Source organism: Bacteroides sp. A1C1 (assembly GCF_004328515.1).
In the GTDB taxonomy this organism is placed as follows: Bacteria; Bacteroidota; Bacteroidia; order Bacteroidales; family Bacteroidaceae; genus Bacteroides; species Bacteroides uniformis.
Map to the genome: position 1 here is coordinate 1,028,074 of NZ_CP036491.1, position 25,908 is coordinate 1,053,981.

General features: G+C 46.7%; 20 protein-coding genes. 8 read left to right on the forward strand and 12 right to left on the reverse strand.

Annotated features, from left to right (window positions below):
* Positions 1 to 40: 40 nt before the first annotated feature.
* The 5 genes from ilvC to ilvD all read right to left on the reverse strand — a co-directional run bounded on the left by ilvC (position 41) and on the right by ilvD (position 6,115).
* Positions 41 to 1,084 carry a ketol-acid reductoisomerase gene (gene ilvC, locus EYA81_RS04450; RefSeq protein ID WP_005833131.1) on the reverse strand — a complete coding sequence of 348 codons (1,044 nt, stop codon included), beginning with the start codon at positions 1,082 to 1,084 and terminating at the stop codon, positions 41 to 43.
* 50 nt (positions 1,085 to 1,134) lie between these two features.
* The gene (locus tag EYA81_RS04455) at positions 1,135 to 1,884 is read right to left on the reverse strand and encodes an acyl-[acyl-carrier-protein] thioesterase (protein WP_034523242.1); all 750 of its coding nucleotides are present in this window, start codon (positions 1,882 to 1,884) and stop codon (positions 1,135 to 1,137) included.
* On the reverse strand, positions 1,884 to 2,444 hold the full coding sequence (gene ilvN / locus EYA81_RS04460) for an acetolactate synthase small subunit (protein ID WP_005833135.1): 561 nt from the start codon (positions 2,442 to 2,444) through the stop codon (positions 1,884 to 1,886). The genes EYA81_RS04455 and ilvN overlap by 1 nt, the downstream gene beginning before the upstream one ends.
* Positions 2,445 to 2,476: 32 nt before the next feature.
* Positions 2,477 to 4,228, reverse strand: coding sequence for a biosynthetic-type acetolactate synthase large subunit (gene ilvB / locus EYA81_RS04465; protein ID WP_131225398.1), 1,752 nt, complete (start codon positions 4,226 to 4,228; stop codon positions 2,477 to 2,479).
* Positions 4,229 to 4,312: 84 nt separating this feature from the next.
* Positions 4,313 to 6,115 carry a dihydroxy-acid dehydratase gene (ilvD, locus tag EYA81_RS04470; protein WP_057281611.1) on the reverse strand — a complete coding sequence of 601 codons (1,803 nt, stop codon included), beginning with the start codon at positions 6,113 to 6,115 and terminating at the stop codon, positions 4,313 to 4,315.
* A 490-nt stretch (positions 6,116 to 6,605) separates the two neighbouring features.
* On the opposite strand from ilvD, the gene EYA81_RS04475 reads away from it, so the two are divergent.
* Positions 6,606 to 7,178, forward strand: coding sequence for a peptidylprolyl isomerase (locus EYA81_RS04475; RefSeq protein ID WP_117600018.1), 573 nt, complete (start codon positions 6,606 to 6,608; stop codon positions 7,176 to 7,178).
* 100 nt (positions 7,179 to 7,278) lie between these two features.
* Here EYA81_RS04475 and EYA81_RS04480 read toward each other — a convergent pair whose 3' ends face one another.
* Together EYA81_RS04480 and EYA81_RS04485 are read right to left on the reverse strand one after the other, a co-directional pair.
* Positions 7,279 to 8,559, reverse strand: a complete 1,281-nt coding sequence (locus EYA81_RS04480; RefSeq protein ID WP_117964105.1) for a serine dehydratase subunit alpha family protein — start codon at positions 8,557 to 8,559, stop codon at positions 7,279 to 7,281.
* Between the two features lie 121 nt (positions 8,560 to 8,680).
* Entirely contained in the window at positions 8,681 to 10,033 is a 1,353-nt protein-coding gene (locus EYA81_RS04485; protein WP_117964104.1) for a DUF4925 domain-containing protein, read from the reverse strand.
* Between the two features lie 373 nt (positions 10,034 to 10,406).
* Between EYA81_RS04485 and aroC the strand changes: the two genes are divergently transcribed.
* Genes aroC through EYA81_RS04505 form a run of 5 tightly spaced genes read left to right on the forward strand, consistent with a single transcriptional unit; the run spans position 10,407 to position 14,501 of the window.
* Positions 10,407 to 11,483, forward strand: coding sequence for a chorismate synthase (gene aroC / locus EYA81_RS04490; RefSeq protein ID WP_117600015.1), 1,077 nt, complete (start codon positions 10,407 to 10,409; stop codon positions 11,481 to 11,483).
* Between the two features lie 9 nt (positions 11,484 to 11,492).
* On the forward strand, positions 11,493 to 12,848 hold the full coding sequence (locus EYA81_RS04495; protein ID WP_117964103.1) for a dipeptidase: 1,356 nt from the start codon (positions 11,493 to 11,495) through the stop codon (positions 12,846 to 12,848).
* 15 nt (positions 12,849 to 12,863) lie between these two features.
* Positions 12,864 to 13,088 (forward strand): anhydro-N-acetylmuramic acid kinase, encoded by a 225-nt coding sequence (locus EYA81_RS19790; RefSeq protein WP_254888237.1) that lies wholly within the window; start codon positions 12,864 to 12,866, stop codon positions 13,086 to 13,088.
* Entirely contained in the window at positions 13,033 to 13,932 is a 900-nt protein-coding gene (locus EYA81_RS04500) for an anhydro-N-acetylmuramic acid kinase (protein WP_254888236.1), read from the forward strand. The genes EYA81_RS19790 and EYA81_RS04500 overlap by 56 nt, the downstream gene beginning before the upstream one ends.
* Positions 13,933 to 13,946: 14 nt before the next feature.
* Positions 13,947 to 14,501, forward strand: coding sequence for an NUDIX hydrolase (locus EYA81_RS04505; protein WP_005827192.1), 555 nt, complete (start codon positions 13,947 to 13,949; stop codon positions 14,499 to 14,501).
* Positions 14,502 to 14,512: 11 nt separating this feature from the next.
* On the opposite strand, the gene EYA81_RS04510 is transcribed toward EYA81_RS04505, so the two are convergent.
* The 3 genes from EYA81_RS04510 to mutA all read right to left on the reverse strand — a co-directional run bounded on the left by EYA81_RS04510 (position 14,513) and on the right by mutA (position 21,064).
* Positions 14,513 to 16,702, reverse strand: a complete 2,190-nt coding sequence (locus tag EYA81_RS04510; RefSeq protein WP_117964101.1) for a DNA topoisomerase 3 — start codon at positions 16,700 to 16,702, stop codon at positions 14,513 to 14,515.
* Positions 16,703 to 17,016: 314 nt separating this feature from the next.
* Positions 17,017 to 19,164, reverse strand: coding sequence for a methylmalonyl-CoA mutase (scpA, locus tag EYA81_RS04520; protein WP_117964100.1), 2,148 nt, complete (start codon positions 19,162 to 19,164; stop codon positions 17,017 to 17,019).
* A 1-nt stretch (position 19,165) separates the two neighbouring features.
* Positions 19,166 to 21,064 (reverse strand): methylmalonyl-CoA mutase small subunit, encoded by a 1,899-nt coding sequence (gene mutA, locus EYA81_RS04525; RefSeq protein ID WP_044467850.1) that lies wholly within the window; start codon positions 21,062 to 21,064, stop codon positions 19,166 to 19,168.
* A gap of 270 nt (positions 21,065 to 21,334) precedes the next feature.
* Here mutA and EYA81_RS04530 point away from each other — a divergent pair, with 270 nt between their 5' ends.
* A complete protein-coding gene (locus EYA81_RS04530; RefSeq protein WP_044467851.1) occupies positions 21,335 to 22,996 on the forward strand; it encodes a putative transporter in 1,662 nt (553 codons plus the stop codon).
* 77 nt (positions 22,997 to 23,073) lie between these two features.
* Here the strand turns inward: EYA81_RS04530 and EYA81_RS04535 are convergent, their stop codons facing one another.
* Both EYA81_RS04535 and EYA81_RS04540 read right to left on the reverse strand, forming a co-directional pair.
* On the reverse strand, positions 23,074 to 23,703 hold the full coding sequence (locus EYA81_RS04535; RefSeq protein WP_044467857.1) for an AAA family ATPase: 630 nt from the start codon (positions 23,701 to 23,703) through the stop codon (positions 23,074 to 23,076).
* 103 nt (positions 23,704 to 23,806) lie between these two features.
* Positions 23,807 to 25,159, reverse strand: coding sequence for an MATE family efflux transporter (locus EYA81_RS04540; RefSeq protein ID WP_044467852.1), 1,353 nt, complete (start codon positions 25,157 to 25,159; stop codon positions 23,807 to 23,809).
* Positions 25,160 to 25,416: 257 nt separating this feature from the next.
* Here EYA81_RS04540 and EYA81_RS04545 point away from each other — a divergent pair, with 257 nt between their 5' ends.
* A complete protein-coding gene (locus tag EYA81_RS04545; RefSeq protein WP_117600009.1) occupies positions 25,417 to 25,824 on the forward strand; it encodes an HU family DNA-binding protein in 408 nt (135 codons plus the stop codon).
* Positions 25,825 to 25,908: the final 84 nt, after the last annotated feature.

Sequence of the window (25,908 nt, forward strand, 5' to 3'; positions counted from 1 at the left end):
AACACCGAAGAGGGTATTTCACCTATTTATATAAAGCTGATTAATTGTTTTCCGGACGAAGTTTACGAACTGTAACAGCTGTCTGCCACATTTCGCTTTCACGCAAGGCTTTCAATTCTGCATTCAGCTTCTCACGATAATCGGGTTTGGAGTTACTGTCGATAGAAATCTGGGCTTCGTTGCCCGACTTCACACTTGCATACAATTTCTGTACAACCGGCTTGATGGCATCATGGAACGGGGTCATCCAATCCAGCGCACCACGCTGTGCCGTAGTAGAACAGTTGGCATACATCCAGTCCATACCGTTCTTGGCAAACAATGGCATCAAAGATTGAGTCAACTCTTCCACTGTTTCATTGAATGCTTCAGAAGGAGTATGGCCGTTTTCGCGCAATACTTCATACTGAGCCAACAGCAATCCCTGGATAGCACCCATCAATGAACCGCGTTCACCGGTCAAGTCGGAAGTGGCTTCGCGGATGAAAGTTGTCTCGAACAAATATCCCGAACCGATGCCGATACCCAGTGCAATCGTCTTGTCAAAAGCTTTACCCGTAGCATCCTGATAGACGGCATATGATGAGTTCAAGCCACGACCCTCGAGGAACATGGTACGAAGTGAAGTACCGGAACCTTTGGGAGCAACCATAATAACATCAATATCTTTAGGAGGAACCACGCCGGTACGGTCGTTCCAGGTAATAGCAAAACCATGAGAGAAGTAAAGAGCCTTTCCGGGAGTCAAGTAAGGTTTGATAGTCGGCCATACAGACATTACAGCTGCGTCAGACAACAGACACATGACGATAGTACCTTTCTGACAAGCCTCTTCGATGCCGAACAAAGTCTCACCCGGTACCCATCCGTCAGCCACAGCCTTTTCGTATGTCTTGCCCGGACGTTGTCCTACAATCACATTGAAACCGTTATCACGCAAGTTGCAAGCCTGGCCCGGGCCTTGTACGCCATAACCGATTACTGCAATTGTTTCATCTTTCAAAATCTCACGTGCTTTTTCCAAAGGAAATTCTTCGCGGGTCATTACATTCTCAATAACACCACCAAAATTCAATTGTGCCATTTTTTGTTTTAATTTTTATTTGTGGCTTACGCCAACGTTGATAAATTTATTTATTTCTCTGTAAATATCACTTTAGAGCGACAGACCACTTCGCTGCCATTCTTTTTCACCTCCACATCGTAAACGCCCTCACCGGCATCATCCATGAACAAAGTCAACTCATCCCCATAATAGCTTTCGGCTACATATGCCATTTCAAAACGACGGATGCGCTTCTCCTTATACATCTCTATCGGGAACAAATCAAGGATATGCTCGATGTAACGGATGCTGTTCACATGCCCGTTAATGTCAATATCACTGTATTTGGCTACCAAAGCAGCAACCGGTTCCTTTGAGGCCACCTTTATCCGCGAAGGTTTTTCTATCGGGCAAGGCTCATCGCAAACATAATCTACAATGCTGCCACTATGAAGAGCCAGCAAATCTGCCGGCTTACGGGTATTCATGCTAATCATCGCCCAAACGGAACGTGCATACCCAATCTTCTTGCCCTCCTTATCGATGATAGCGAAATTACGGTCTGTAAAAAGGCGATAGACATTCTCCACCCAAGTCTGAATGGAGAAATCTTCGTACTGATAAGGCATTTCATCCAGTTCGACAGCCAGACGGGACAATACCCAAGTATAATTGTCCTCGTTTAGAGTCGCGATGCCAAAACCGCGGTCGCTGGCATGGAAACCCGCACAATTCAACAAATGGTTGCCCAATACTCCCATTGTCAGCCGTCCGGTAAAGTCGACATGAAACGGTTCGGCAACAAACTTGTAGGTACCTATTTTATTGTTCTCGCTCATCATGATTCCTGGTGTTTACTTTGACGATATTTTGCTTCACGGTCCGCCAGATATTCATTGACACGCTCAAAGCAGCTGGTCGTAATGGCTACGCGACCCGAACGGACGAACTGAAGTACGCAATCCAACTGGCGCAACTCCTCATAAAGATTGGTTATTTCCTCACTCATGCCATTCTTCTCAACAATGGCAAATACAGCATTCACCTCCACAATACGGGCATTGTACTTACGGATTACTTTGGACACCTCCGGTTTTTCTTCCAGCGTAGGGGTCGTTATTTTATAAAGGGCAATCTCGTGCTGATAGATTTCATCATCCGTGAAATAATGGGCTTGCAGCACATCTATTTTCTTGGTAATCTGCTTGGTCACCTTTTCAATGGTATCCTTGTCCGTCCAAGCGGTAATGGTATATTTATGTACCCCCTTGATGGAGGAGGCCGATACATTCAAACTCTCGATGTTTATCTGCCGGCGGGTAAACACAGCCGTCACCTGATTCAGCAAACCGGCAAAGTTTTCCGAATGAACAATGATTGTATATAGTTTTTTATCCATAGATAGAGTAAATTCTTTAATTTCGCATGACTTCAGCATTCCAACAACATCTGATTGACCGCCCCCCCCGGAGGTGTCATCGGCATTACATTTCCTTCTTCCTCCACACAAGCTTCGAGCAGGAACGGTCCGTCAGTTACTATCATCTCTTCAATCGCTTTTGCCAACTCCTCACGGGTCATTACCCTGCGTGCAGGAATATCATATGCCGAAGCAATCTTCATATAATCCGGATTCATCATCGGAGTAAACGAATAGCGACGATTGAAGAACATCGCCTGCCATTGACGAACATTACCCAAGAAGTTATTGTTCAACAGAATCATCTTCACCGGAGCCTTTTGTTCCATGATGGTACCCAGCTCCTGCAGGTTCATCTGCAAGCCGCCGTCTCCCATGAATACGCATACCGTGCGGTCCGGACGTCCAAAAGTGGCACCGATAGCTGCCGGAAGGCCGAAGCCCATAGTACCCAGGCCACCGGAAGTAACAATGCTACGTTCCTTGCTGTATTTGAAATAACGGGCGGACATCATCTGATTCTGGCCGACATCAGTCACCAATATCGCCTCGTTATGGGTAGCCTCACTCACAGCACGCACCACCTCACCCATGCTTAGCGCTTTTCCTGCCGGATGTAATTCCGGACGGATTACCTTTTCCTCTTCCACTTCCTCGTATTGCCGGAAACTGTCAATCCATTCCTGATGGTTGGCGGGTTCCAGCAATTGGGTAACGGCAGCCAGTGTCTCTTTGCAATCTCCCAGGACAGCAACATCGGTCTTTACATTCTTATCTATTTCGGCAGGGTCAATATCAAAGTGGATAATCTTCGCCTGCTTGGCATATGTTTCCAATTTACCCGTCACACGGTCATCAAAGCGCATGCCTACGGCGATAAGGACATCACATTTATTGGTATTGATATTGGGCCCCAGGTTACCGTGCATACCAAGCATTCCTTTGTTCAACGGATGGTTCGTAGGTAATGCGGAAAGTCCCAATAAAGTGCATCCGGCAGGCATTCCGGCTTTCTCAATGAAAGCACGAAGCTCTTGCTGGGCTTCTCCCAGCTCCACGCCTTGTCCTACCAGCACCAAAGGCCGTTCCGCACCATTTATTAATTCAGCAGCCTTCCGTATGGCCTCCGGCTCCATTTCGGGAACGGGAAGATAGCTACGGACATAGTCCACCTTAGTAGGCGCATATTCTGTTTTCTCCACTTGGGCGTTTTTAGCAAAATCCAGCACGACCGGTCCCGGACGTCCGCTCTTTGCCACATAGAAAGCACGTGCCACTGCCCAGGCCACATCTTCTGCACGACGAATCTGGTAACTCCATTTCGTGATAGGCTGAGTAATGCCTACCAAGTCCACTTCCTGAAATGCATCCGTACCCAAGAAGTTCGTCCCTACCTGGCCGGCAATGACAACGATAGGCGTACTGTCAATCATGGCATCTGCAATGCCCGTGATAGTATTGGTAGCACCTGGTCCACTGGTAACCAGACAAACGCCAACCTCGCCCGACACACGTGCAAAGCCTTGCGCCGCATGGGTGGCTCCTTGTTCATGGCGAACCAGGATATGGTTCAATTCCTTCCGGTGGTCGTATAAGGCATCGAATACCGGCATGATGCTCCCTCCCGGATAACCGAAAATAGTCTTTACTCCCTGATGCTCCAGAGAGCGCATCAATGCTTCTGCGCCTGTTATTAGAGCCTCACCCCGACCCTCTCCTTGGGAGAGGGAGGAAAAGTTACTCTTTTTATTATTATCAGCCATACTTTATCTTTTTATTAAAAACTTCGGAAATTTGTATCATTCCCTCCTCCCCTCTCTTTCGGAGAGGGGTCGGGGGTGAGGCCTTTAATCAATCAACCTCACAGCCCCTTTGTCAGCGGAACTCACCATACTGGCATATGCTTTCAATGCTTTGGAGACTTCACGGTTGCGGGTTACCGGAGTCATAGGGCGTGCTGCAAGCTCTTCATCCGTCAACTTCACATTGATAGAACGGTTCGGTATATCAATTTCGATAATATCCCCATCCTTAATCTTACCGATATTACCACCGGCAGCCGCTTCGGGAGAAACATGTCCGATACTCAGTCCGGAAGTACCACCACTAAAACGCCCGTCAGTAATCAATGCACACTCCTTACCCAGATGGCGGGATTTGATATAAGAAGTAGGATAAAGCATCTCCTGCATACCCGGTCCACCTTTCGGTCCTTCGTGAGTAATGACGACGACGTCTCCACTGACTACCTTTCCACCCAAAATACCATCGCAAGCCGCATCTTGTGAGTCGAAAACTTTCGCCGGCCCCGTAAATTTCCAGATACTCTCGTCTACACCGGCAGTCTTAACAACGCAACCGTCCTGAGCTATATTTCCTTTCAAAACCGCCAGACCGCCATCCTTGCTGTATGCATGTTCCAAATCACGGATACAACCGGTCGCACGGTCCGTATCGAGTTCCTTATAAGACGCATTTTGTGAGCCGAGTACCAGATTGAACTTTCCGGCTGCCGCACTGGAGTATTTCTTGATTGCCTCTTTACATACATTAGGGCTGGTAATACTATACCGGTCGATTGCCTCTGCCAACGTCATTCCATCCACACGGCGGACATTCGTATCGACCAATCCGCCCTTGGCAAGCTCATCCATGATGGCAATGATGCCACCGGCACGGTTAACGTCTTGTACATGATACTTTTGGGTATTGGGAGCCACCTTGCATAAGCAGGGGGTCTTGCGGGAGAGCATGTCAATGTCGTCCATCTTAAAATCCGCTCCAGCTTCGTGAGCCACAGCCAACAAATGAAGTACCGTATTAGTGGAACCGCCCATCGCAATATCCAGCGTCATGGCATTCAAAAATGCCTCGCGGGTAGCAATACTGCGCGGGAGTACACTCTCATCCCCTTCTTCATAATATCTAAAGGCATTCTCTACAATCAACCTGGCTGCATCCTCAAATAGTTTCTTGCGATTTTCGTGAGTGGCTACAATCGTGCCGTTACCGGGCAGTGCCAATCCAATCGCTTCATTCAAGCAATTCATGGAATTAGCGGTAAACATGCCTGAGCAGCATCCGCAAGTGGGGCAGGCATGTTGCTCAATCTGTGCCACCTCTTTATCGCCCACACTTTCATCAGCAGATTTAATCATGGCATCAATCAAATCCAAATGCTGTCCGTTCCATTCCCCGGCTTCCATCGGACCGCCTGAAACAAACACAGTCGGTATATTCAGCCTCATAGCCGCCATCAGCATCCCCGGAGTAATCTTGTCACAGTTACTGATACAAACCATAGCATCTGCCTTATGGGCATTTACCATATACTCCACACTATCGGCAATGATATCCCTTGAAGGCAGGGAATAAAGCATTCCGTCGTGCCCCATAGCGATACCGTCGTCAATGGCAATCGTATTGAACTCCGCAGCAAAACATCCCCGCTTTTCAATCTCTTCCTTTACAAACTGGCCTATTTCGTGCAGGTGTACATGCCCGGGGACGAATTGTGTAAAGGAATTGACTATAGCTATAATGGGCTTACCCATCTGTTCTTTCTTCATACCATTCGCCGTCCACAATGCACGGGCTCCCGCCATGCGACGACCTTGTGTGCTGAACGAGCTGCGTAACTGATGCTTCATTTTCAAATCTCCTTTTAATGAAAAAGCCTCTCCCACTATAGTGAGAAAGGCTTAATAAATTATCTTCTAACATACGAATACATACATAACCTTTCTCACGCTCTTGATGCCACCACCACGACGCGAATAATATGCAGGACTGCCAGGTTAATAGATGTATGTAAATTCATAACTTAATTCTTCTTTTTTGTTTCAAATGTGCTGCAAAGGTAAGGGCTTTTTTATAATCTCCAAACAAATTGAATAAAAAAATAAGATAAATATGAATAATCGTAAGAAAATATCGTCCTAAAATCCTATTTTATCACTTAACAGTTCTAAATAGAACCATTCGGACAGCCAATGTAAATGTATTGCCAATCATTGAAACCATTTAATAATCTGAAAATTACCAAAGGCTCTCTACATCCCGAAACAAATAATTCGTATCTTTGTCTCTTCAAATACTCAAAAAAACAGTATTTACTAATTAAATAAAGATAGAAAATTAATGGAAACAGTAGAAAACAAGTACATCACCGTAGCATATAAGCTGTACTCAATCGAAAACGGAGAAAAAGATTTCGAAGAAGAAGCACCCGTAGAGCATCCTTTTCAGTTTATCTCAGGGCTGGGAATGACACTCGAACCCTTTGAAGCCCAGATAAAAGACTTGCAGATAGGCGATAAATTCGACTTTACCATTCCGGCATCAGAAGCTTATGGTGAATATGACGACGACCATGTTATTGACCTCCCCAAAGAAATCTTTATGATAGAAGGGAAATTCGACAGCGATCGTGTAGTAGAAGGTGCCGTTATCCCCTTGATGACTTCTGAAGGTCAACGCATCAACGGAAGTGTGGTAGAAGTGAAGGAAGATATCGTCGTAATGGATATGAACCATCCGCTCGCAGGTTGTGACTTGAACTTCACTGGAGAAGTAGTGGAAAGCCGCCTGGCTACAAACGAAGAACTTGCCGAAGTCGCCCGTATGATGGGTGGCGGTTGCGGCAGCTGCGGTTGTGGTGACTGTGGCGATGGATGCGGCGACCATGAATGTGGAGGCGGATGCTGCCACTAAAGAATTAAAAATTAAAGAATTAGAAATTAAGGAACCAAGTTACACTGTATTAAGCATGCCGCATGGTAATTCTTTAATTTTTAATTCTTTAATTTCTATATTATTTACTTGTCATTATTTCCAATACCAACTTATCCGTTTCATTCATTCCTTTGGAACCTATTTTTGTCAGATTGCGGATACTCTGATCCACATCCTCATCAATAATACCTTCTACGGAAGTTACACAACGGTTTTCCATGGCCATGATGGCTGAAAGCACTGCGGTTGAAACTCCGGTAGTTACTTTCAAGGCACAACTGGGTTTGGCACCATCACAAATCATTCCGGTAAGATTGGCAATCATGTTCTGCACAGCATATGCCACTTGTTCATAAGTTCCTCCCATTAGCCAGGTTATACCGCAACTGGAACCCGTGGCAGCAACCACACAACCGCATAAGGCGGATAACCGTCCCAAACTCTGCTTGATATAGATTACTGTCAAATGGCTCAACATCAAGGCACGTATCAATTCTTCTTCTGATTTCCCGTTTTCTTCGGCATAGACTAGTACGGGAAGGGTAGCGGATATCCCTTGATTACCACTGCCGGAATTACTCATCACTGGAATCATAGCTCCTGCCATACGGGCATCACATGCTCCCGAAGTGTAAGAAAGGATATGAGAGAAGACACTGTCGCCCATAATCCGGTGTTCGTAAGTGCCACGTAGGATTTTACCCAGACCATGACCGTATTCACCTTCGAAGGAACGTTCAGCGGCAGTCTTGTTCAGTCGTGCCGTATCAAGAATAAAACGGATGTCGTCTAATGGGGTTGTCATGGCGAAGTCATACACTTTGCGTAAAGTCAAGTCCAATACATCCTCCTCCTCTTCGAAGCAAGAAGCGGTTTGTTTGTCCAGCAGGATGTCCCCGTTGTGCGTTATATAAGTAAAGCAAGTATGTCCACCAGCAATAATGGCGGTTGCCTTGTCCGTATCGGCTTCACAGCAGACTTCTATATAAAGTTTCTCTTCTATATCGTCTTTTAAGGATATATGGATACGCTTTTCTTCTATGAAACGCTTTCCTGCCTCCACTGCATCAGGGGTACTGTCTTTCAAAACCTCCAATTGATATGCCGACTTGCCTATTAAAGCGCCAAGTGCCACAGCAATCGGTAATCCAATCATCCCCGTACCAGGAATACCCACTCCCATTGCATTCTTCAGAATATTGGCACTCAGCAATACGGTTATCTTTTCGGGACGCTTATTCAACACTTCCACAGCCTTTGCTACACACAATGCTACAGCTATAGGTTCTGTACAACCAATGGCAGGGACGACCTCGTTCTTGACAAGGGTAATGATTTGCAGTCTTTCCGTTTCAGTCATATTTATTCAAATTTGATGCAGGCAAAGATAATGTATTTTATTCTATAATAAAACGAACAAAAAAATAAAAAAGAGGATTCCAAGCACAGAACCCTCTTTATAGATAAAGAAAAATCTTTTCTTATTTTTTATAAGAATTGTCACCAAGACTTATACCTAAATTGAATCTGGTAGTAACATTCCAAATTTCTTCTATTTCAGTCATTGAGTTCAAGGCTGTCAGCATCTGGATCATATTCCACAAAGGTATACTCTGTCCCCAGAATTCAATGTTCGTGTTCTTTAACAACATATCTACATCAGGTAACATCGGATAGAGAGCAGGCATAAAAATATCAAATAAATCCTTATCCAGATAGATAGAGAGATCATTTACCGTTCTTACGAGCTCTTCCTCGTTCTTTATCTCCAATTGGGTAGTTCTATAGTTCAAGGGGAAACCATCGATTACATAGCCAATCAGTTTTTCAATATCACTATCGGAAATTTTAGAAATATCTAACTTTTTCAGCATATTATCATCTTCAAGTCCAGCCAACAACTGACCCAACAGATTCTTGATGTCAGCTCCACTCATGCTCTTCACCATTTCTATAATCTGCAAAATAGCTTCCGGAGTCACTTGAGAATCCTCAGCATCTTTCAATGCTTCGGTTACAATGGCAGGAATATTCAGCACAACATAGATATGCTCACCCTTCACATACCAATAAGCCAGATTTGCAGGAGAAGATTTCCAAACAATGCCGTCCGTTGAAGGGAGCTGTCCCATACCGGCCATAATCATCTGATCCATAGTAATGTTTATTTCTTCTGCATAGCTGGCTACAATAGAACCGTCAGCTTTGAACTCCACATCTTTCAAAAGCTGTATCATAGCCGCAGATAGGACATTTGTCCCTACTGTCGAGATATTATCCGCTGCAATCCCTGCATTACCACCTTCTCCATAAGGCGATACCCAAGTCAATCTTCCCGGAGCATAAATATTGGTTCTATCTTTAGAATCAGCATAATAAACAGCATCACACAACTGATATTTCTTCACGATATCTCCTACAAACTCCGTAGAAACCGTAACTGCAGCTTTCCCTTCTAATGTGATAGTACCCGAAACTTTCACATTCGTAGAGCTAAGCAGCACCCAAGCCGCCTTAGTAGCAGGCGTTACACTTTTCTCGCCTTGAAACTTAAAAGTACCGTCTGTCTGTTCAACAACAGTCACATTAATTTCTATTTCATCTGCACCTCTAACCACTTTATTCAACGTCAAAATACCATTCTGCGCATCGGTCATCGCTAATTTCATACTAGCATCAGAACTTGTTGGAATATTAGTTTCCAGTTCCAGATTTTCAGCTGTAATAATCTGATTAGGCACTTTCTTCCAATTTTCATCGTCATCATCACTACAAGCCGTGAATAAACTCATTGAACAGATCAATGCAAATAAATAAAATAAATTCTTTTTCATACTTTTTTGAGTACTTGTTTAGTTAATAAAAAGCTTCCCAAGGGAGCTATTAATTTCCCATTTTAAATTAAAGGTGCAAAGTAACACTTTTTAAGGTTACAGTACAAGGTCTTTTCTAAAAAATAGATGTTCCTTTTTTCATCATTACGAGTGAAATTCCGATGTATATTTCATAAAGAGTAAGCCATTTTTATAAAGAACAAACCATTAGCCAAACTCTGGTAAAGGCAGGCAACTTTATACGGAAAGGATTTTTTATCTTATTTCCTTAAACGTTTTATGAAAAAAGTTGTTATCTTTATAAAGTCAAAAGCATTTCCTATAAAGCGTATTGGCACATTAACCTCATATATAAACCTTTAAAGCATTTGATATGTTCAACTCATTTGGAAATATTCTCCGTCTTACCAGTTTTGGGGAATCACACGGTAAGGGTGTGGGAGGAGTGATAGACGGATTCCCTGCAGGAATAGCCATTGATATGGATTTCGTCCAGGCAGAGCTCGACCGACGCCGCCCCGGACAGTCACGTATCACTACTGCTCGGAAAGAGGGTGACAAAGTGGAGTTCCTCTCCGGCATCTTCGAAGGAAAATCCACAGGCTGCCCCATAGGATTCATTGTATGGAACCAAAACCAGCATTCTGACGATTACAATAATCTGAAAGAAGTCTACCGCCCGTCACATGCCGACTATACTTATAAGGTAAAATACGGCATCCGAGACCATCGCGGAGGCGGACGTTCATCGGCCCGTGAAACAATCTCGCGTGTAGTGGCGGGCGCCTTGGCCAAATTGGCACTAAAGCAGTTGGGTATACACATCACGGCATACACTTCACAAGTAGGCTCTATCCGCCTTGAAGAGAACTATACCGCATACGACCTCGACCTGATAGAGACCAATCCGGTCCGCTGCCCCGACCCGGCGAAGGCGAAAGAAATGGAAGAACTCATCTTCAAGATAAAGGGAGAAGGAGATACTATCGGAGGAGTGGTGACCTGTGTCATCAAAGGATGCCCCATCGGACTGGGACAACCCGTATTCGGCAAGCTCCATGCGGCACTCGGAGCAGCCATGCTCAGCATCAATGCAGCAAAAGCATTCGAGTATGGAGACGGTTTCAAGGGATTAAAGCAAAAAGGCTCAGAGCAGAATGACGTGTTCTACAACAACAACGGACGTATCGAGACCCGCACCAATCATTCGGGCGGTATACAAGGTGGAATCAGCAACGGACAAGACATCTATTTCCGTGTAGCCTTCAAACCCGTGGCAACCGTACTGATGGAGCAACACACCGTGAACATTGACGGTGTAGACACCACCCTGAAAGCCCGCGGACGCCATGATCCGTGCGTATTGCCACGCGCAGTACCCATCGTGGAAGCAATGACAGCAATGACATTGCTGGATTATTACCTGATTGACAGAACAACTCAGCTATAATATTCACCTATGGAAATAAAGAAATATATTACAGAGAACGAGTCTAAAATGCTGGAAGACTTGTTCAGCCTCATCCGTATTCCAAGCATCAGTGCCAAACCCGAGTATCACGACGATATGCTTGCCTGCGCCAAACGCTGGGCACAACTGTTGCTCGAAGCCGGAGCAGACGAAGCTCTGGTAATGCCTTCAAAAGGAAATCCAATTGTTTTTGGACAGAAAATCGTAGACCCGGACGCCAAGACCGTATTGGTATATGCCCACTACGACGTGATGCCGGCCGAGCCTCTCGAACTTTGGAAAAGCGACCCCTTTGAGCCTGAAATACGCGACGGACATATCTGGGCACGTGGTGCTGATGATGACAAAGGGCAGTCTTTCATACAAGTGAAAGCATTTGAATACCTCGTCAGAAACGGACTGCTGCAAACCAACGTGAAATTCATCTTCGAAGGAGAAGAAGAAATCGGCTCGCCCAGTCTGGAAAGCTTCTGCCAAGAGCACAAAGAACTGCTAAAAGCAGATGTCATACTGGTTTCGGACACCAGCATGCTTGGCGCCGACCTGCCTTCACTGACCACTGGATTGCGCGGACTTGCCTATTGGGAAATAGAAGTGACCGGCCCTAATCGCGACCTGCACAGCGGACACTTCGGCGGTGCCGTCGCCAATCCCATCAACGTGCTTTGCCAGATTATCGGCAAAGTAACGGACGCGGAGGGACGTATCACCGTACCGAGTTTCTATGACGATGTGGAAGAAGTTCCCCAAGCTGAGCGCGACATGATAGCCCGCATTCCTTTCGACGAAGAGAAATACAAAAAGGCTATCAATGTAAAAGCGCTTTTCGGAGAGAAAGGTTACAGTACGCTGGAACGTAACAGTTGCCGTCCATCTTTCGACGTATGCGGCATCTGGGGCGGATATACGGGTGAAGGGTCCAAGACCGTGCTCCCATCCAAGGCATACGCCAAGGTATCCTGCCGGTTAGTTCCCCACCAGGACCACCATAAAATATCCAAACTGTTTGCTGACTATATCTTAGACATAGCACCGGATTCGGTGCAGGTAAAAGTCACTCCGATGCACGGCGGACAAGGATATGTATGCCCCATCAGCCTGCCCGCCTATCAAGCCGCCGAAAAAGGTTTTGAAAAAGCATTCGGAAAGAAACCGCTGGCAGTGCGTCGAGGTGGAAGTATCCCCATCATTTCCACCTTCGAGCAAGTGCTGGGTATCAAAACCGTATTGATGGGCTTCGGGCTCGAATCCAACGCCATCCACTCACCTAATGAGAATATACCATTGGACATCTTCCGTAAAGGAATAGAAGCCGTTGTCGAATTCTACCTCAATTATAAATAAAACAAGAAAATCAGGATGAAAGACTTCCAAATTCAAGCCATCGGCCTGATGTCCGGCACCTCTCTTGACGGACTGGACGTATGTTGTTGCACTTTCCGACGACAAGCTGGAAAATGGTCTTTCCACATAGCCTGTGCGAAAGGCTATAGCTACCCCGACGCCATGAAGCAGATATTGGGTACCGGTGCACAGACAATGGTTCATCACTTTCCACAGCTCCTATGGAAAGTTTCTCGGTGAACGTGTCAACGAGTTCATGCAAGAATTTGGAGTCCACCCCGATATTATCGCCTCCCACGGGCATACTATCTTCCATGAGCCTCAAAAGAGAATCATGTACCAAATAGGTGATGGAGCCGCCATTGCCGCTGAAACCCATATACCTACCGTTTCGGATTTCCGGCGGCTGGACATCATGCTAGGTGGGCAGGGCGCTCCACTCGTACCTATTGGCGACCGGTTGCTTTTTGCTGACTACGACTTCTGTTTGAATATCGGCGGCTTCTCCAACATCTCATTCGAGCAGGACGGGCGGCGCATCGCTTTTGACATCAGTCCGGTGAATTACGTCATCAACCATTACTGCCGTCAAATAGGATTGGAATTTGACCGTGACGGCGAGATAGCACGGCAAGGCAACATTTGCCAAGAACTGCTGGACGAACTGAACGGAATGGATTTCTACCATCAGTCCGGACCGAAATCATTGGGACGGGAGTGGGTGGAAACGCTGGTATATCCCATGCTCGAGCGTTATGGCTTGAGTATGGAGAATATGCTACGTACCTTTTACGAGCATGCCGCCTGGCAAATATCACGCATCATCACCGCCCACCCCTTGCCCGATGGCAATGGAAAGCTACTGATTACCGGTGGAGGTGCATTCAACAAGTTCCTCATAGAACGTATCGACGCCTTGTGTCCGTGTGAAATCGTGATTCCCAGCCGGCAAATCATAGAGTACAAGGAAGCCCTAATCTTTGCTTTCTTGGGTGCCCTCTATATGGCGGACACACCCGGATGCCTCGCCTCGGTGACGGGAGCCACGGCAGATAATATCGGAGGGATGCTGTTTAAAATATAGTCAATTCTACCATTATGGAAAAATCAAAAGACACCTGGACCGTCTTATCCAGCGAATACCTTCATCGGGCCCCGTGGCTCACTGTGCGTAAGGACCATGTAGTGCTACCCAACGGCAACCACATCCCCTCCTATTATATATTGGAATATCCCAACTGGGTGAATACCATTGCCATCACCCGTGATGGACAATTTGTCTTTATCCGCCAATACCGGCATGGCATACAAGAAACGTCCTATGAGCTCTGTGCAGGGGTATGCGAAGAAGAGGACGGCTCTCCGATGGTTTCCGCACAACGGGAACTTTTGGAAGAAACCGGCTATGGAAACGGAGTATGGAAAGAGTTCATGCAAATCTCTCCCAATCCAAGTACCCACACCAACATTACCTACTGTTTCCTGGCTACGGACGTGGAGAAAATCTCCGAGCAACAGTTGGAAGATACAGAAAACCTGACCGTACACCTGCTTTCCTTGCAAGAGGTCAAGGAATTGCTGCAGCAAGGAAGCATCCGCCAGGCGCTGATGGCTGCTCCCCTCTGGAAATACATGGCGGAGAGAATTATTTAATGTGATTACCCTTATTCAAACGGCTTGCGGAATGTGCATCCGGATTTCCATTCAGAACAACCGTAAGCTGTTTTCCCCTTGATAACGGTACCTTTTCCGCAAAGCGGACAAGACTGACCGACGAAATCGTCAGCTTGTACGGGAACCTCCACACTTGAAGCTGCCACAGCGCCCAAAGCCTGTTCCGTCTTTTTACCTGCGGCGGCAGACTTTCTCGGTGCTCTTTTCTTCGGCTCCTTTTTCGGCTTATCGGCAGCCTCTGTCTTGGCAGAAGCCTTACTGCCCTTTTCGGGAGCAGACGCTTGGATGGTGATGTGGCGGTTGCTGTTATCAGAAAGTACACTCATCACGATTTCCGATACCATCTGCTTCAATTCTTCCAAGAATTGTCCGGCATTATATGTCCGCCTTTCTATCTCACGTAGTTTTTTCTCCCAAATACCGGTCAATTCCGCCGACTTCAACAGCTCCTCATGAATAATCTGTATCAGCTCCACACCGGTAGGAGTGGCTATCAGATTCTTCTTTTCCTTGCGGATATAATTCCGCTTGAACAGCGTCTCGATGATGGCTGCACGGGTAGACGGACGACCGATGCCGTTTTCCTTCAGCGCATCACGCAGTTCGTCGTTATCCACCAGCTTGCCCGCCGTTTCCATAGCACGCAGCAGGGTGGCTTCCGTATAAGGCCGGGGCGGTTGCGTCCACTTCTCGTATAAATCGGGGACGTGTGGCCCGCTTTCTCCTTTCACAAAAGCCGGAAGCACATTCTCCTCTTCTCCCTTCTCCTCTTTCTCCTCCTGCGATTGTACCGAGGGGGTGCCGAAGATAACACGCCAACCCGGTTCCAGAATCTGCTTGCCGGTGGCCTTGAACTCTATGCTCTCTACCTCGCCCAATACGGTGGTAGTGGCAAACTTACAATCAGGATAGAATACAGCAATGAAACGGCGTGCTATCAAATCGAATACGCGACGTTCCATATCCGTCAGATTCTGCGGATGCTGGCCGGTAGGAATAATGGCATGGTGGTCTGTTACCTTCGAGTTATCGAAAACCTTTTTGGATTTCAACAATGCAGTTCCTGTCAAAGGGGCTGTAAATGTCTCGTAATCACGCAGACCTTTCAAGATGCCGGGGCATTTGGGATAGATGTCATCACTCAAATAGGTAGTGTCTACACGTGGATAGGTAGCCACTTTCTTCTCATACAAAGACTGGATAATTTTCAGTGTCTCATCAGCGGAATAGGCAAACTTCTTGTTGCATTCCACTTGCAAAGAAGTCAAGTCAAACAAGCGAAGTGGCGCCTCCCTCCCCTCTTTCTTAGTGACATCCGTCACAGTAAAAGGAAAATTCTTAATCTGATCCAATAGAGCAAGCCCACGTTCGCGGTCGGTAATGGGGTCGATACCTCGATTCTCTTCTTCTTTTTTAGGTTTCTTCCCAGCAGCTATGGCCTCTTTCTGCTTCCCGGCTTCCAGTATCAGTTCCTCCTCACTTTTCCGGAGGATGGCGGAAAAAGTGGTATCACGATAGACGGTCTTCAGCTCCCAGTATTGCTTGGGAACAAAATTCTGTATTTCCAACTGACGGTTTACAATCAACGCCAGTGTCGGCGTCTGCACACGGCCGATAGAAAGTACCTGCCGGTTCTGCCCATACTTCATGGTGTAGAGGCGGGTGGCATTCATCCCGAGCAGCCAGTCGCCAATGGCACGCGACAAGCCTGCTTCGTACAAAGGCTGGAAATCCGACGCATCACGCAGCTTGGCAAACCCCTCACGAATAGCTTCCTCTGTCAATGAAGATATCCAAAGACGTTTCACCGGACAACGTGCCCCGGCCTTCTGCATCACCCAACGCTGTATCAATTCTCCCTCCTGCCCGGCATCACCGCAGTTTATAATCATATCGGCATGTTGCATGAGGTTCTCTATCGTATGGAACTGGCGCTCGTATGTGGGATTACTAATCAGCTTAATGCCGAAACGGGGAGGTATCATGGGCAGGCTTCCCAAGCTCCATGACTTCCAATTAGGAGTATATTCATGCGGCTCTTTCAGCGTACAAAGATGACCGAATGTCCAGGTCACCTGGTATCCATTTCCTTCGATGTATCCGTCTTTCTTTTCTCTCGCTCCCAATACATCGGCTATGTCACGCGCCACAGAGGGCTTTTCGGCAATACAAACTATCATTCGCTATTTTATTTAGTGGGACAAAGGTAATAAAAAGGGGGCAAGAACGAAACGATAAGCAAGGAACGATAACATAGACCTGGTAATTTTTTCTCCCCAAAAGCTGACATATGAACATAAAAAAAGGAGTACCGCCGTACTCCAACCTTTGTTAACCTTAAATCTAATACTATGAAAAACACATTGCAAAGATACGTACTTCTGATAAATCTGCAAATTATCCAACTAAAAAAGTATGTTCTATAACACAGATTAAGAAAAAAGGACGGATATGCAAACGCACACCGTCCTTTTTTAACATTTAACGTGTCGGATTATTCTTCATCCAACAAGATTTCCAATATCTGGCAAGCAGCCTTGGCAACCGGAGTACCGGGGCCGAAGATGGCAGCTACGCCTGCCTTGTAAAGGAAGTCATAGTCTTGTGCGGGGATTACACCACCGGCAATCACTACGATGTCCTCACGTCCCAACTTCTTGAGTTCTTCGATAATCTGCGGAACCAATGTCTTGTGTCCGGCAGCCAATGAAGAAACCCCCACTACATGAACGTCGTTCTCAACTGCTTCGCGGGCAGCCTCGGCCGGTGTTTGGAACAAGGGTCCCATGTCCACATCGAAGCCACAGTCGGCATATCCGGTTGCAACAACTTTGGCACCGCGGTCGTGACCGTCCTGCCCCATCTTTGCTACCATGATACGAGGCTGACGTCCCTCTTTCTTCGCAAACTTCTCAGCTAATTCACAAGCACGGTGGAAGTCGCTGTCATTCTTACTTTCTGATGAATACACGCCTGATATAGTTCTAATTACTGCTTTATAACGTCCTACAATCTTTTCGCAAGCATAAGAGATTTCCCCCAAAGTGGCACGGACACGGGCTGCCTCGACTGCCAGTTCCAGCAAGTTGTCCTTACCTGTCTTCACACATTCAGTAATAGCCTCCAAAGCCTTGTCCACTTCTGCCTGGTTACGTCCTTCCTTCAGACGCTTCAAGTTTTCAATCTGTTCCTGACGGACAGCCGTATTGTCGATTTCAAGAATATCAATCGGAGCTTCTTTCTCCAGACGATACTTGTTCACGCCGACAATGGTCTGTGAACCGCTATCAATACGGGCTTGTGTACGTGCAGCAGCCTCTTCGATACGCATCTTGGGAATACCGGTTTCGATGGCTTTTGCCATACCGCCCAGCTTCTCTACTTCCTGAATCAATTCCCAAGCCTTGTGAGCCAACTCATTGGTCAAACTTTCCACATAATAAGAGCCACCCCATGGGTCTACATTCTTGCAAATGTAAGTTTCTTCCTGAATATAAATCTGCGTATTACGTGCAATACGTGCAGAGAAATCCGTCGGCAAGGCAATAGCCTCGTCAAGAGCATTGGTATGCAGTGACTGAGTATGTCCCAATGCAGCAGCCATCGCCTCAATACAAGTACGGCCCACATTGTTGAACGGGTCTTGCTCTGTCAGCGACCAGCCGGAAGTCTGAGAGTGCGTACGCAAAGCCAGCGACTTCGGATTCTTCGGGTTGAACTGCTTCACAATCTTTGCCCACAACATACGTGCGGCACGCATTTTGGCAATTTCCATAAAGTGGTTCGTTCCGATGGCCCAGAAGAAAGAGAGACGCGGTGCGAAAGCATCGATGTCAATACCCGCAGCCGTTCCGGCACGCAGATATTCCAAACCGTCTGCCAGGGTGTAAGCCAACTCGATGTCTGCCGTAGCACCCGCTTCCTGCATGTGGTAGCCGGAGATGGAGATAGAGTTAAACTTAGGCATCTTTTGGGAAGTATATTCAAAGATGTCGGAGATAATCTTCATAGAGAATGCAGGCGGATAAATATAGGTATTACGCACCATGAATTCCTTCAAGATATCATTTTGGATAGTACCAGCCATTTCTTCTAACTTGGCACCCTGCTCCAGACCTGCGTTGATGTAGAATGCCATAACAGGAAGTACGGCACCGTTCATGGTCATGGAGACGGACATCTTGTTCAAAGGAATTCCATCGAACAGCACCTTCATATTCTCCAAGGAACAGATAGACACACCTGCCTTACCTACGTCACCCACTACACGTTCGTGGTCGGGGTCGTAGCCACGGTGAGTGGCCAAGTCGAAAGCTACGGACAGACCTTTCTGTCCGGAAGCCAAATTACGACGGTAAAAGGCATTTGACTCTTCCGCTGTAGAAAAACCTGCATACTGACGGATAGTCCAGGGACGCAATGTATACATTACAGAGTACGGACCACGCAAATAAGGAGGAAGTCCGGCAGCATAACCCAAATGTTCCATTCCCTCAAGGTCTTCTTTTGTATAAACAGGCTTCACCTCAATGTGTTCCGGCGTTTTCCAATCAGCATGGATGCCGTTAGCCTTTTGCCACTCAGCACCATTGACGGGTTGAAAAGCGGCATATATATCTAAGTTTTTAAAATCTTTTCTCATCTTACTTCAAAAGTTTAGCGTTGTATTCCTTTAATGTTTCCAGCACGTTGACACGGACATGGATAAAGTTCTCGATACCGGCAGCCTTCAAGTCGTCCATGCAAGCAGGAGCACCGGCTACGATAAACATGGCACGGCCATTCAGAGCCTTGAAGGCGGGAACAGCATATTCTGCATATTCATCATCACTTGAACACAATACCACGATGTCGGCCTTGGCAGCCATTGCAGCTTCTATACCTTCTTCTACGGTGGAGAAACCGAGGTTGTCTACAACTTCATATCCGGCACAAGCCAAGAAATTGCAAGAGTACTGTGCACGTGCTTGGCGCATGGCCAAATTACCGATAGTCAGCATAAACGCTTTCGGACGTTTGCCGGAAGCCTCTGTTTCGAGACGCAACGCTTCAAATTCACTGGCAGCACGGTCAAAGTTCAGTGTCGGAACATCTTTCTCGCACGTATGTCCGCCGCCGCAACAGCAAGTAGCCTCAACCGGTTTCTTATCCCCGGCCTTTTCATTGAAGTTGGGGAACTGGTTGGTGCCCAGCAACACTTCCTTACGCTTGGCGACTGCAGCATGACGTGCCTTGTTGCTCTCGTTTACGGCAGCCTGCACTTTTCCGGCTTTCACGGAAGCATAGAAACCACCGTCTTCTTCTACAGCGAGGAAGAGGTCCCAAGCCTGCTTGGCAATAGAGACGGTCAAGTTCTCGATATAGTAAGAACCTGCAGCCGGGTCTATAACCTTATCGAAGTGCGATTCTTCTTTCAACAGCAATTGTTGGTTACGCGCCATACGCTCAGAGAATTCGTTAGGAGCATCATAAGTCTTGTCGAACGGAGTAACCGTCATTGAGTCAACACCGGCAAGGGCGGCACTCATCGCCTCAGTCTGCGTACGCAACAAGTTTACGTGTGCATCAAACAAAGTCAGGTTGAATGAAGAAGTTTCCGCATGAATCTTCATCTTGGCTGCACAGCGACACTCGTTATCCTTACCCTTGTTTTCGCAGTCGCGCAGACACTCAGGACTGTAAGAAGCCACAATATTAGCCCACAGCATACGTGCAGCGCGGAATTTGGCTATTTCAAGGAAGTAGTTGGAACTGATACCGAAATTAAACTTAATCTTCTTGGCTACCATTGCAGCCGGCAGACCGGCATCAACCAACTGATTCATATATTCATTACCCCAAGCCAAAGCGTAACCCAACTCCTGGAAAATATAAGAACCTGCATTGTTTAATGTCAACGCATTCACATTCAACACACGGTATTTCGGAAGGGAAGCGGTAGCCTCGAGCAGTGCCTTGGCTGTTGCCACCATATCACCTTTTTCTTTACCTTTGGCCAGCATCTTGTTGAAGTAGTCATAGTTGATGGAACCCTGCAACTTCGTCAAATCATAATCCTTTTTCTGGAAATAAGCGACAAGAAGTTCCGCAAGTTCCACCACATGCCCTTGGCAGGTAGAGAAATTCAACTCAACACATTCTGCGCAGATATCTTTCAACAAAGTTTCAATATACTCTGCGTTCAATTCCTTGGCCTTTACATGGAAAGAGAGTGAATCTACACCTTTATTCAAGATATCCAACGCCTTGGCATTGGCCTCTTTGGGGCATTCCACTTTGATTTCCTGACGCACAAGCCATTCATTGTTATCTTTCTTGGTACCTCTGAGATAAGGGAACTCGCCGGGAAGAGCATCTGTCGTCTTCAAACCTTCCAGGTCCTCCATACGGTAGAAAGGTTTCACTTTAAATCCTTCGTTTGTCTTCCAAACGAGTTTCTTCTCGAAATCCGCCCCTTTCAGGTCTGCGGTAACTTTCTCCATCCACTGCTCAGTGGAAACGGGAGAGAAGTCGGAGAAGAGTTTTTCTTTACTGTCTGCCATAGTTTATTTAAAATTAAAATAGATGAATACTATTCATTTTTGTCATCAAGAGACTTGCAAATATAAGGAAATACTTAGAACAAAATCTTTTTTTAGAGAAAATTGCACTTACAGATGACTCCGCATCCATACGGATTCAGCGTATTCACCGGAAACACACCCTATTTTTGCAAAGTTGATATAGCAAAAAGTACCACAAAGCTTTTGTCACCTCCTTTTTATTAAGTAATTTTGCGCGAAATTTTAAAAAACGACATATTAAAAGGTACTATGAATTGGTTAGAAAGCTTGTTATGGGACCCTTCATCTGTCGCTCACATCGTTTGTTTGTATGCATTCGTAATATCTGTGGGCGTATTGCTGGGTAAGATTAAGATTTTCGGGGTATCGTTGGGGGTTACATTCGTCCTCTTTGCGGGTATCCTGATGGGGCATTTTGGCTTCACGGGCGAAACACACATTTTGCATTTCATCCGCGAATTCGGTTTGATTTTATTTGTATTCTGTATCGGTCTGCAAGTCGGGCCTTCCTTCTTCTCTTCCTTTAAGAAAGGGGGGATGCGGCTGAACATGCTTGCTGTCGGTATCGTGTTGCTGAATATCGCAGTAGCATTGAGCATCTACTTCATTGACGGAGGGATAGACTTGCCAATGATAGTAGGTATTCTCTATGGTGCCGTAACCAATACTCCGGGTCTGGGTGCCGCACAAGAAGCCCTGAACCAAATAAACTATACGGGAGACCCCATCGCATTGGGATATGCCTGTGCCTATCCGCTTGGTGTGGTAGGTATCATAGGTTCCATCATAGCCATCCGTTATATCTGCCGGGTGAACCTCAAGAAAGAGGAACAGGAACTCAATACGCAGGAAGCAGATGTAAAGCATCAGCCGCACATGCTTCACCTCGAAGTACGCAACGAATCAATTTCCGGAAAGACCCTGCTCCAGATAAAGGATTTCCTGGGACGTCCGTTTGTCTGTTCACGCATACGCCATGAGGGGCACGTCAGTATCCCCAACCATGAAACGGTATTCCACGTAGGAGACCAGCTCTTCATCGTATGCTCCGAAGAAGATGCCGAAGCGGTAGCTGCCTTTATCGGAAAAGAAATACATGTAGACTGGGAAAAGCAGGACACCCCAATGGTTTCCCGTCGTATCCTCGTCACTAAGTCCGAAATCAACGGTAAGAAGCTGGGAAGCCTCCACTTCCGCAGTATGTACGGTGTAAATGTAACCCGTATCAACCGCTCAGGTATGGACTTGTTTGCTGATCCCAATCTGGTACTTCAAGTAGGTGACCGCGTAATGGTGGTTGGCCAGCAAGATGCCGTAGAGCGTGTAGCCGGTGTATTGGGCAACCAGTTGAAACGTTTGGACACTCCGAATATCGTTACTATTTTCGTGGGAATCTTCCTAGGAATCCTGCTGGGAAGCCTCCCCATCGCATTCCCGGGTATGCCGACACCGGTTAAGTTAGGTCTCGCAGGTGGTCCGCTGGTAGTGGCAATCCTTATCGGACGTTTTGGTCACAAAATGCATCTTGTGACGTACACCACCATGAGCGCTAACTTGATGTTGCGTGAAATCGGTATTGTACTCTTCCTTGCCAGTGTAGGTATAGAAGCCGGTGAGCATTTTGTACAAACAGTAGTAGAAGGCAGCGGATTACTGTATGTAGGCTATGGATTCCTGATAACCGTCATCCCTTTGTTGATAATCGGCATGATAGCCCGTTTCTATTGCAAAGTGAACTACTTCACCCTGATGGGTTTAATAGCAGGTAGCAACACAGACCCTCCTGCATTGGCATACGCCAATCAGACATCAGGCAATGATGCTCCGGCAGTAGGTTACTCCACGGTATATCCATTGACAATGTTCCTGCGAATTCTGGCGGGACAGATGATACTGCTGACAATGATGTAGGAGGAAATTAAGGAATTAAAATTAAAGGCTGCGCAATGTTGGTTTAACCCAACTACGCAGCCTTTAATTTTAATTCCTTAAAGTCTTAGCTTCTTCTTGACGAACTCTTCTATAAAGTCCACCGTAGCCTCAATACCTAATACGGAAGAATCGATACACAAGTGGTATGTTTCGGCAGCTCCCCATTTTTTGTAGCTGTAGTAGTTATAGTATTCGGCACGCTTCTTGTCCGCTTTGTTCATCATCTCCTCCGCTTCACGCTCAGAAATGGAATACATTCGGCAAATACGCTTGATGCGCTCCTCATTGGAGCAGGAAATGAAGACATTGGCACAGCGTGGATGTTCTCGCAGAATGTAATCGGCACAACGCCCCACAAACAAGCAGGACTTCTCCTCCGCCAATCTGCGTATCACGTCACTCTGCACTTTGAACAGAGCATCATTACTCAGGCAATTCGTGGCCGGAATAGCCCCGTCACTGACAAAAGGGAAACGCATGCCGAAGAGCCCTCCAATAATACCTTGTGAAGCTTTCTCATCAGCTTTCTCAAAGAACTCACAACACAGTCCACTCTCTTCAGAAGCCAACCTAATCAGTTCCTTATCATAAAAGTCAATACCCAGACGGGCAGCCAGTTTCTCGCCTATCTCCCGTCCGCCACTGCCCAGTTGACGGCCTATATTGATTATAAAATTATTGCCCATACGCTTATTCATCTATTGGTTTGCAGATAGCAAATATAAATATTCTTACGGAATATCTGCAGAAAGTAGGAAGAAAAATTCAGAGCCTCTCCCCGACCTATCCCTACAAGGGAGAGGTTCTGAATTTGCGGAATTGACAAACCAACATCACCAATGCTATCAAACTTGCAAGCAAATCGGATACCGGCATGCTGTACCACACTCCTGCCACTCCGAAGAACTGCGGCAGGATAAGCAGGCAAGGAAGCAGAATCAGCATCTGTCGGGTAAGGGAAAGGAATATCGCTTTGCCTGCCATGCCTATGCTCTGGAAAAAGTTGGAAGTCACCATCTGGAAACCGATAATCGGGAAGAACATTACCGTAATGCGCAGTCCCGTGACCGAAAGCTCTGTCAGTTCCGCATCCGATGTAAAGATGCCCACTACCAGGTCCGGCACCAGCATACCGACCAAAAAGCCGAAAGTGGTCACTGCCGTGGCATAGATTATCGTCAGTTTCAGCACCTTGTTCACCCGTCCGTACAGCTTCGCCCCGAAGTTATATCCGGCAATAGGCTGCATACCCTGATTCAGCCCCATCACAATCATCACTACAATGAAAACCAGACGATTCACGATGCCGAAAGCCCCAATAGCCAAGTCGCCGCCATACTTCTTCAACCCCTGATTGATAATGATAACGATGAAGCAGGCTGCCAGGTTCATCAGGAAAGGAGACATGCCGATAGCGAGCGAATCGAATACAATCTTACGTTTCAGACGGAATATCCCCCGGTGGAAATGCAACAGCTCATCCTTATTGCTGAAAAGCTTGAACTGCCACGTCAAAGAGATGATTTGCGCCACAATGGTAGCGACGGCAGCACCACGTATGCCCCAGCCAAAACCATAGATAAACACCGGGTCGAGTATGGTATTGATAACCACCGTGGCTATAGTGGCGTACATCGCCTTCTGTGGATGCCCTGAAGAGCGCAGCACTGCATTCAGCCCCAGATAGAGGTGCGTAACGGCATTTCCCAAAAGGATAATCTGCATATAATCCCTCGCGTAGCCCACCGTCTGGTCACTGCCTCCGAAGAAATAGAGAATCGGGTCGAGAAAGAGCATGACAATGATGGTAAAGGCAATTCCCAGTACCATGTTCAGCACAAAAACATTGCCCAGCACACACTGTGCCGTGTCATAATCCTTCTGCCCCAGCTTGACGGAAATCAGTGTAGAAGCCCCCACTCCTACCAACGAACCGAACGCCGCAGCCAGATTCATCAACGGGAAAGTCAACGCCAATCCCGAAATAGCCATCGTCCCAACGCCGTGACCGATGAAGATACTGTCTACCATATTATATAAAGAGGATGCCGTCATTGCGATGATTGCCGGAACGGCATATTGCATCAAGAGTTTACCTATACTTTCCGTTCCCAACGCCGTGGGAGTCTTTTGTCCTGCCATATTATATACCTATTTCTTTTTAGCGGGTGCAAAGGTACTCTTTTTTTAAAACAGAACAGCAGAAAAAACACCTTAAACCTGCACACTATGCGGATGATTTATGCTATCTTTGCGATTCAATGATAAATCATAAGATATGATTACCATAATCATACCGTATGATTGATATAATCATACCGTATGATTGGCACATTCATACCGTATGAACCATGCCTGACCTACCGGTTGAGCCGGACACATAATAACAACAAGCCCCCATGGCATTCTATAAGAAAGTAAAACAGAAAGGCGACGACAAATGGCACCCAAGAGCCGTCACCAAAGGACATCCCTATACAACGGATGAAATAGCCCGATTATTGTCGGAAATGTCTACGGTAACCCCGGGAGATACCTATGCAGTATTAATGAACCTTGGTGAAGTGCTGGGCAAGCTGATGAGCTCGGGACACTCCGTAAAGCTCAAGGGCATCGGGACGTTCTACTACACCTGCCGTTCGGAAGGCACCGGGGTAGACACCCCAGAAGAAGTGAGTCCGGCGCAAATCACTGCGGTGCAGATACGCTTCATCCCCGAATACTACCGCGGGCAATGCGGACAAGTGACGGAACGCACCCTCCTCTCCCCGCACATCGAATGGGTGGATGCCGAAGGAGAGGGTTAATGTCACCCCCGTTCCCTATATTTCAAGGAAAAAGGTTCTCTATCTGAAAAATGTTTCGTACTTTTGTACCCAAATTGAGTGAAA

Bases quoted from the DNA above. Each gene is read 5' to 3' on its own strand.
- ilvC (WP_005833131.1), bottom strand. From the start codon at position 1,084: ATGGCACAATTGAATTTTGGTGGTGTTATTGAGAATGTAATGACCCGC.
- EYA81_RS04455 (WP_034523242.1), bottom strand. From the start codon at position 1,884: ATGAGCGAGAACAATAAAATAGGTACCTACAAGTTTGTTGCCGAACCG.
- ilvN (WP_005833135.1), bottom strand. From the start codon at position 2,444: ATGGATAAAAAACTATATACAATCATTGTTCATTCGGAAAACTTTGCC.
- ilvB (WP_131225398.1), bottom strand. From the start codon at position 4,228: ATGGCTGATAATAATAAAAAGAGTAACTTTTCCTCCCTCTCCCAAGGA.
- ilvD (WP_057281611.1), bottom strand. From the start codon at position 6,115: ATGAAGCATCAGTTACGCAGCTCGTTCAGCACACAAGGTCGTCGCATG.
- EYA81_RS04475 (WP_117600018.1), top strand. From the start codon at position 6,606: ATGGAAACAGTAGAAAACAAGTACATCACCGTAGCATATAAGCTGTAC.
- EYA81_RS04480 (WP_117964105.1), bottom strand. From the start codon at position 8,559: ATGACTGAAACGGAAAGACTGCAAATCATTACCCTTGTCAAGAACGAG.
- EYA81_RS04485 (WP_117964104.1), bottom strand. From the start codon at position 10,033: ATGAAAAAGAATTTATTTTATTTATTTGCATTGATCTGTTCAATGAGT.
- aroC (WP_117600015.1), top strand. From the start codon at position 10,407: ATGTTCAACTCATTTGGAAATATTCTCCGTCTTACCAGTTTTGGGGAA.
- EYA81_RS04495 (WP_117964103.1), top strand. From the start codon at position 11,493: ATGGAAATAAAGAAATATATTACAGAGAACGAGTCTAAAATGCTGGAA.
- EYA81_RS19790 (WP_254888237.1), top strand. From the start codon at position 12,864: ATGAAAGACTTCCAAATTCAAGCCATCGGCCTGATGTCCGGCACCTCT.
- EYA81_RS04505 (WP_005827192.1), top strand. From the start codon at position 13,947: ATGGAAAAATCAAAAGACACCTGGACCGTCTTATCCAGCGAATACCTT.
- EYA81_RS04510 (WP_117964101.1), bottom strand. From the start codon at position 16,702: ATGATAGTTTGTATTGCCGAAAAGCCCTCTGTGGCGCGTGACATAGCC.
- scpA (WP_117964100.1), bottom strand. From the start codon at position 19,164: ATGAGAAAAGATTTTAAAAACTTAGATATATATGCCGCTTTTCAACCC.
- mutA (WP_044467850.1), bottom strand. From the start codon at position 21,064: ATGGCAGACAGTAAAGAAAAACTCTTCTCCGACTTCTCTCCCGTTTCC.
- EYA81_RS04530 (WP_044467851.1), top strand. From the start codon at position 21,335: ATGAATTGGTTAGAAAGCTTGTTATGGGACCCTTCATCTGTCGCTCAC.
- EYA81_RS04535 (WP_044467857.1), bottom strand. From the start codon at position 23,703: ATGGGCAATAATTTTATAATCAATATAGGCCGTCAACTGGGCAGTGGC.
- EYA81_RS04540 (WP_044467852.1), bottom strand. From the start codon at position 25,159: ATGGCAGGACAAAAGACTCCCACGGCGTTGGGAACGGAAAGTATAGGT.
- EYA81_RS04545 (WP_117600009.1), top strand. From the start codon at position 25,417: ATGGCATTCTATAAGAAAGTAAAACAGAAAGGCGACGACAAATGGCAC.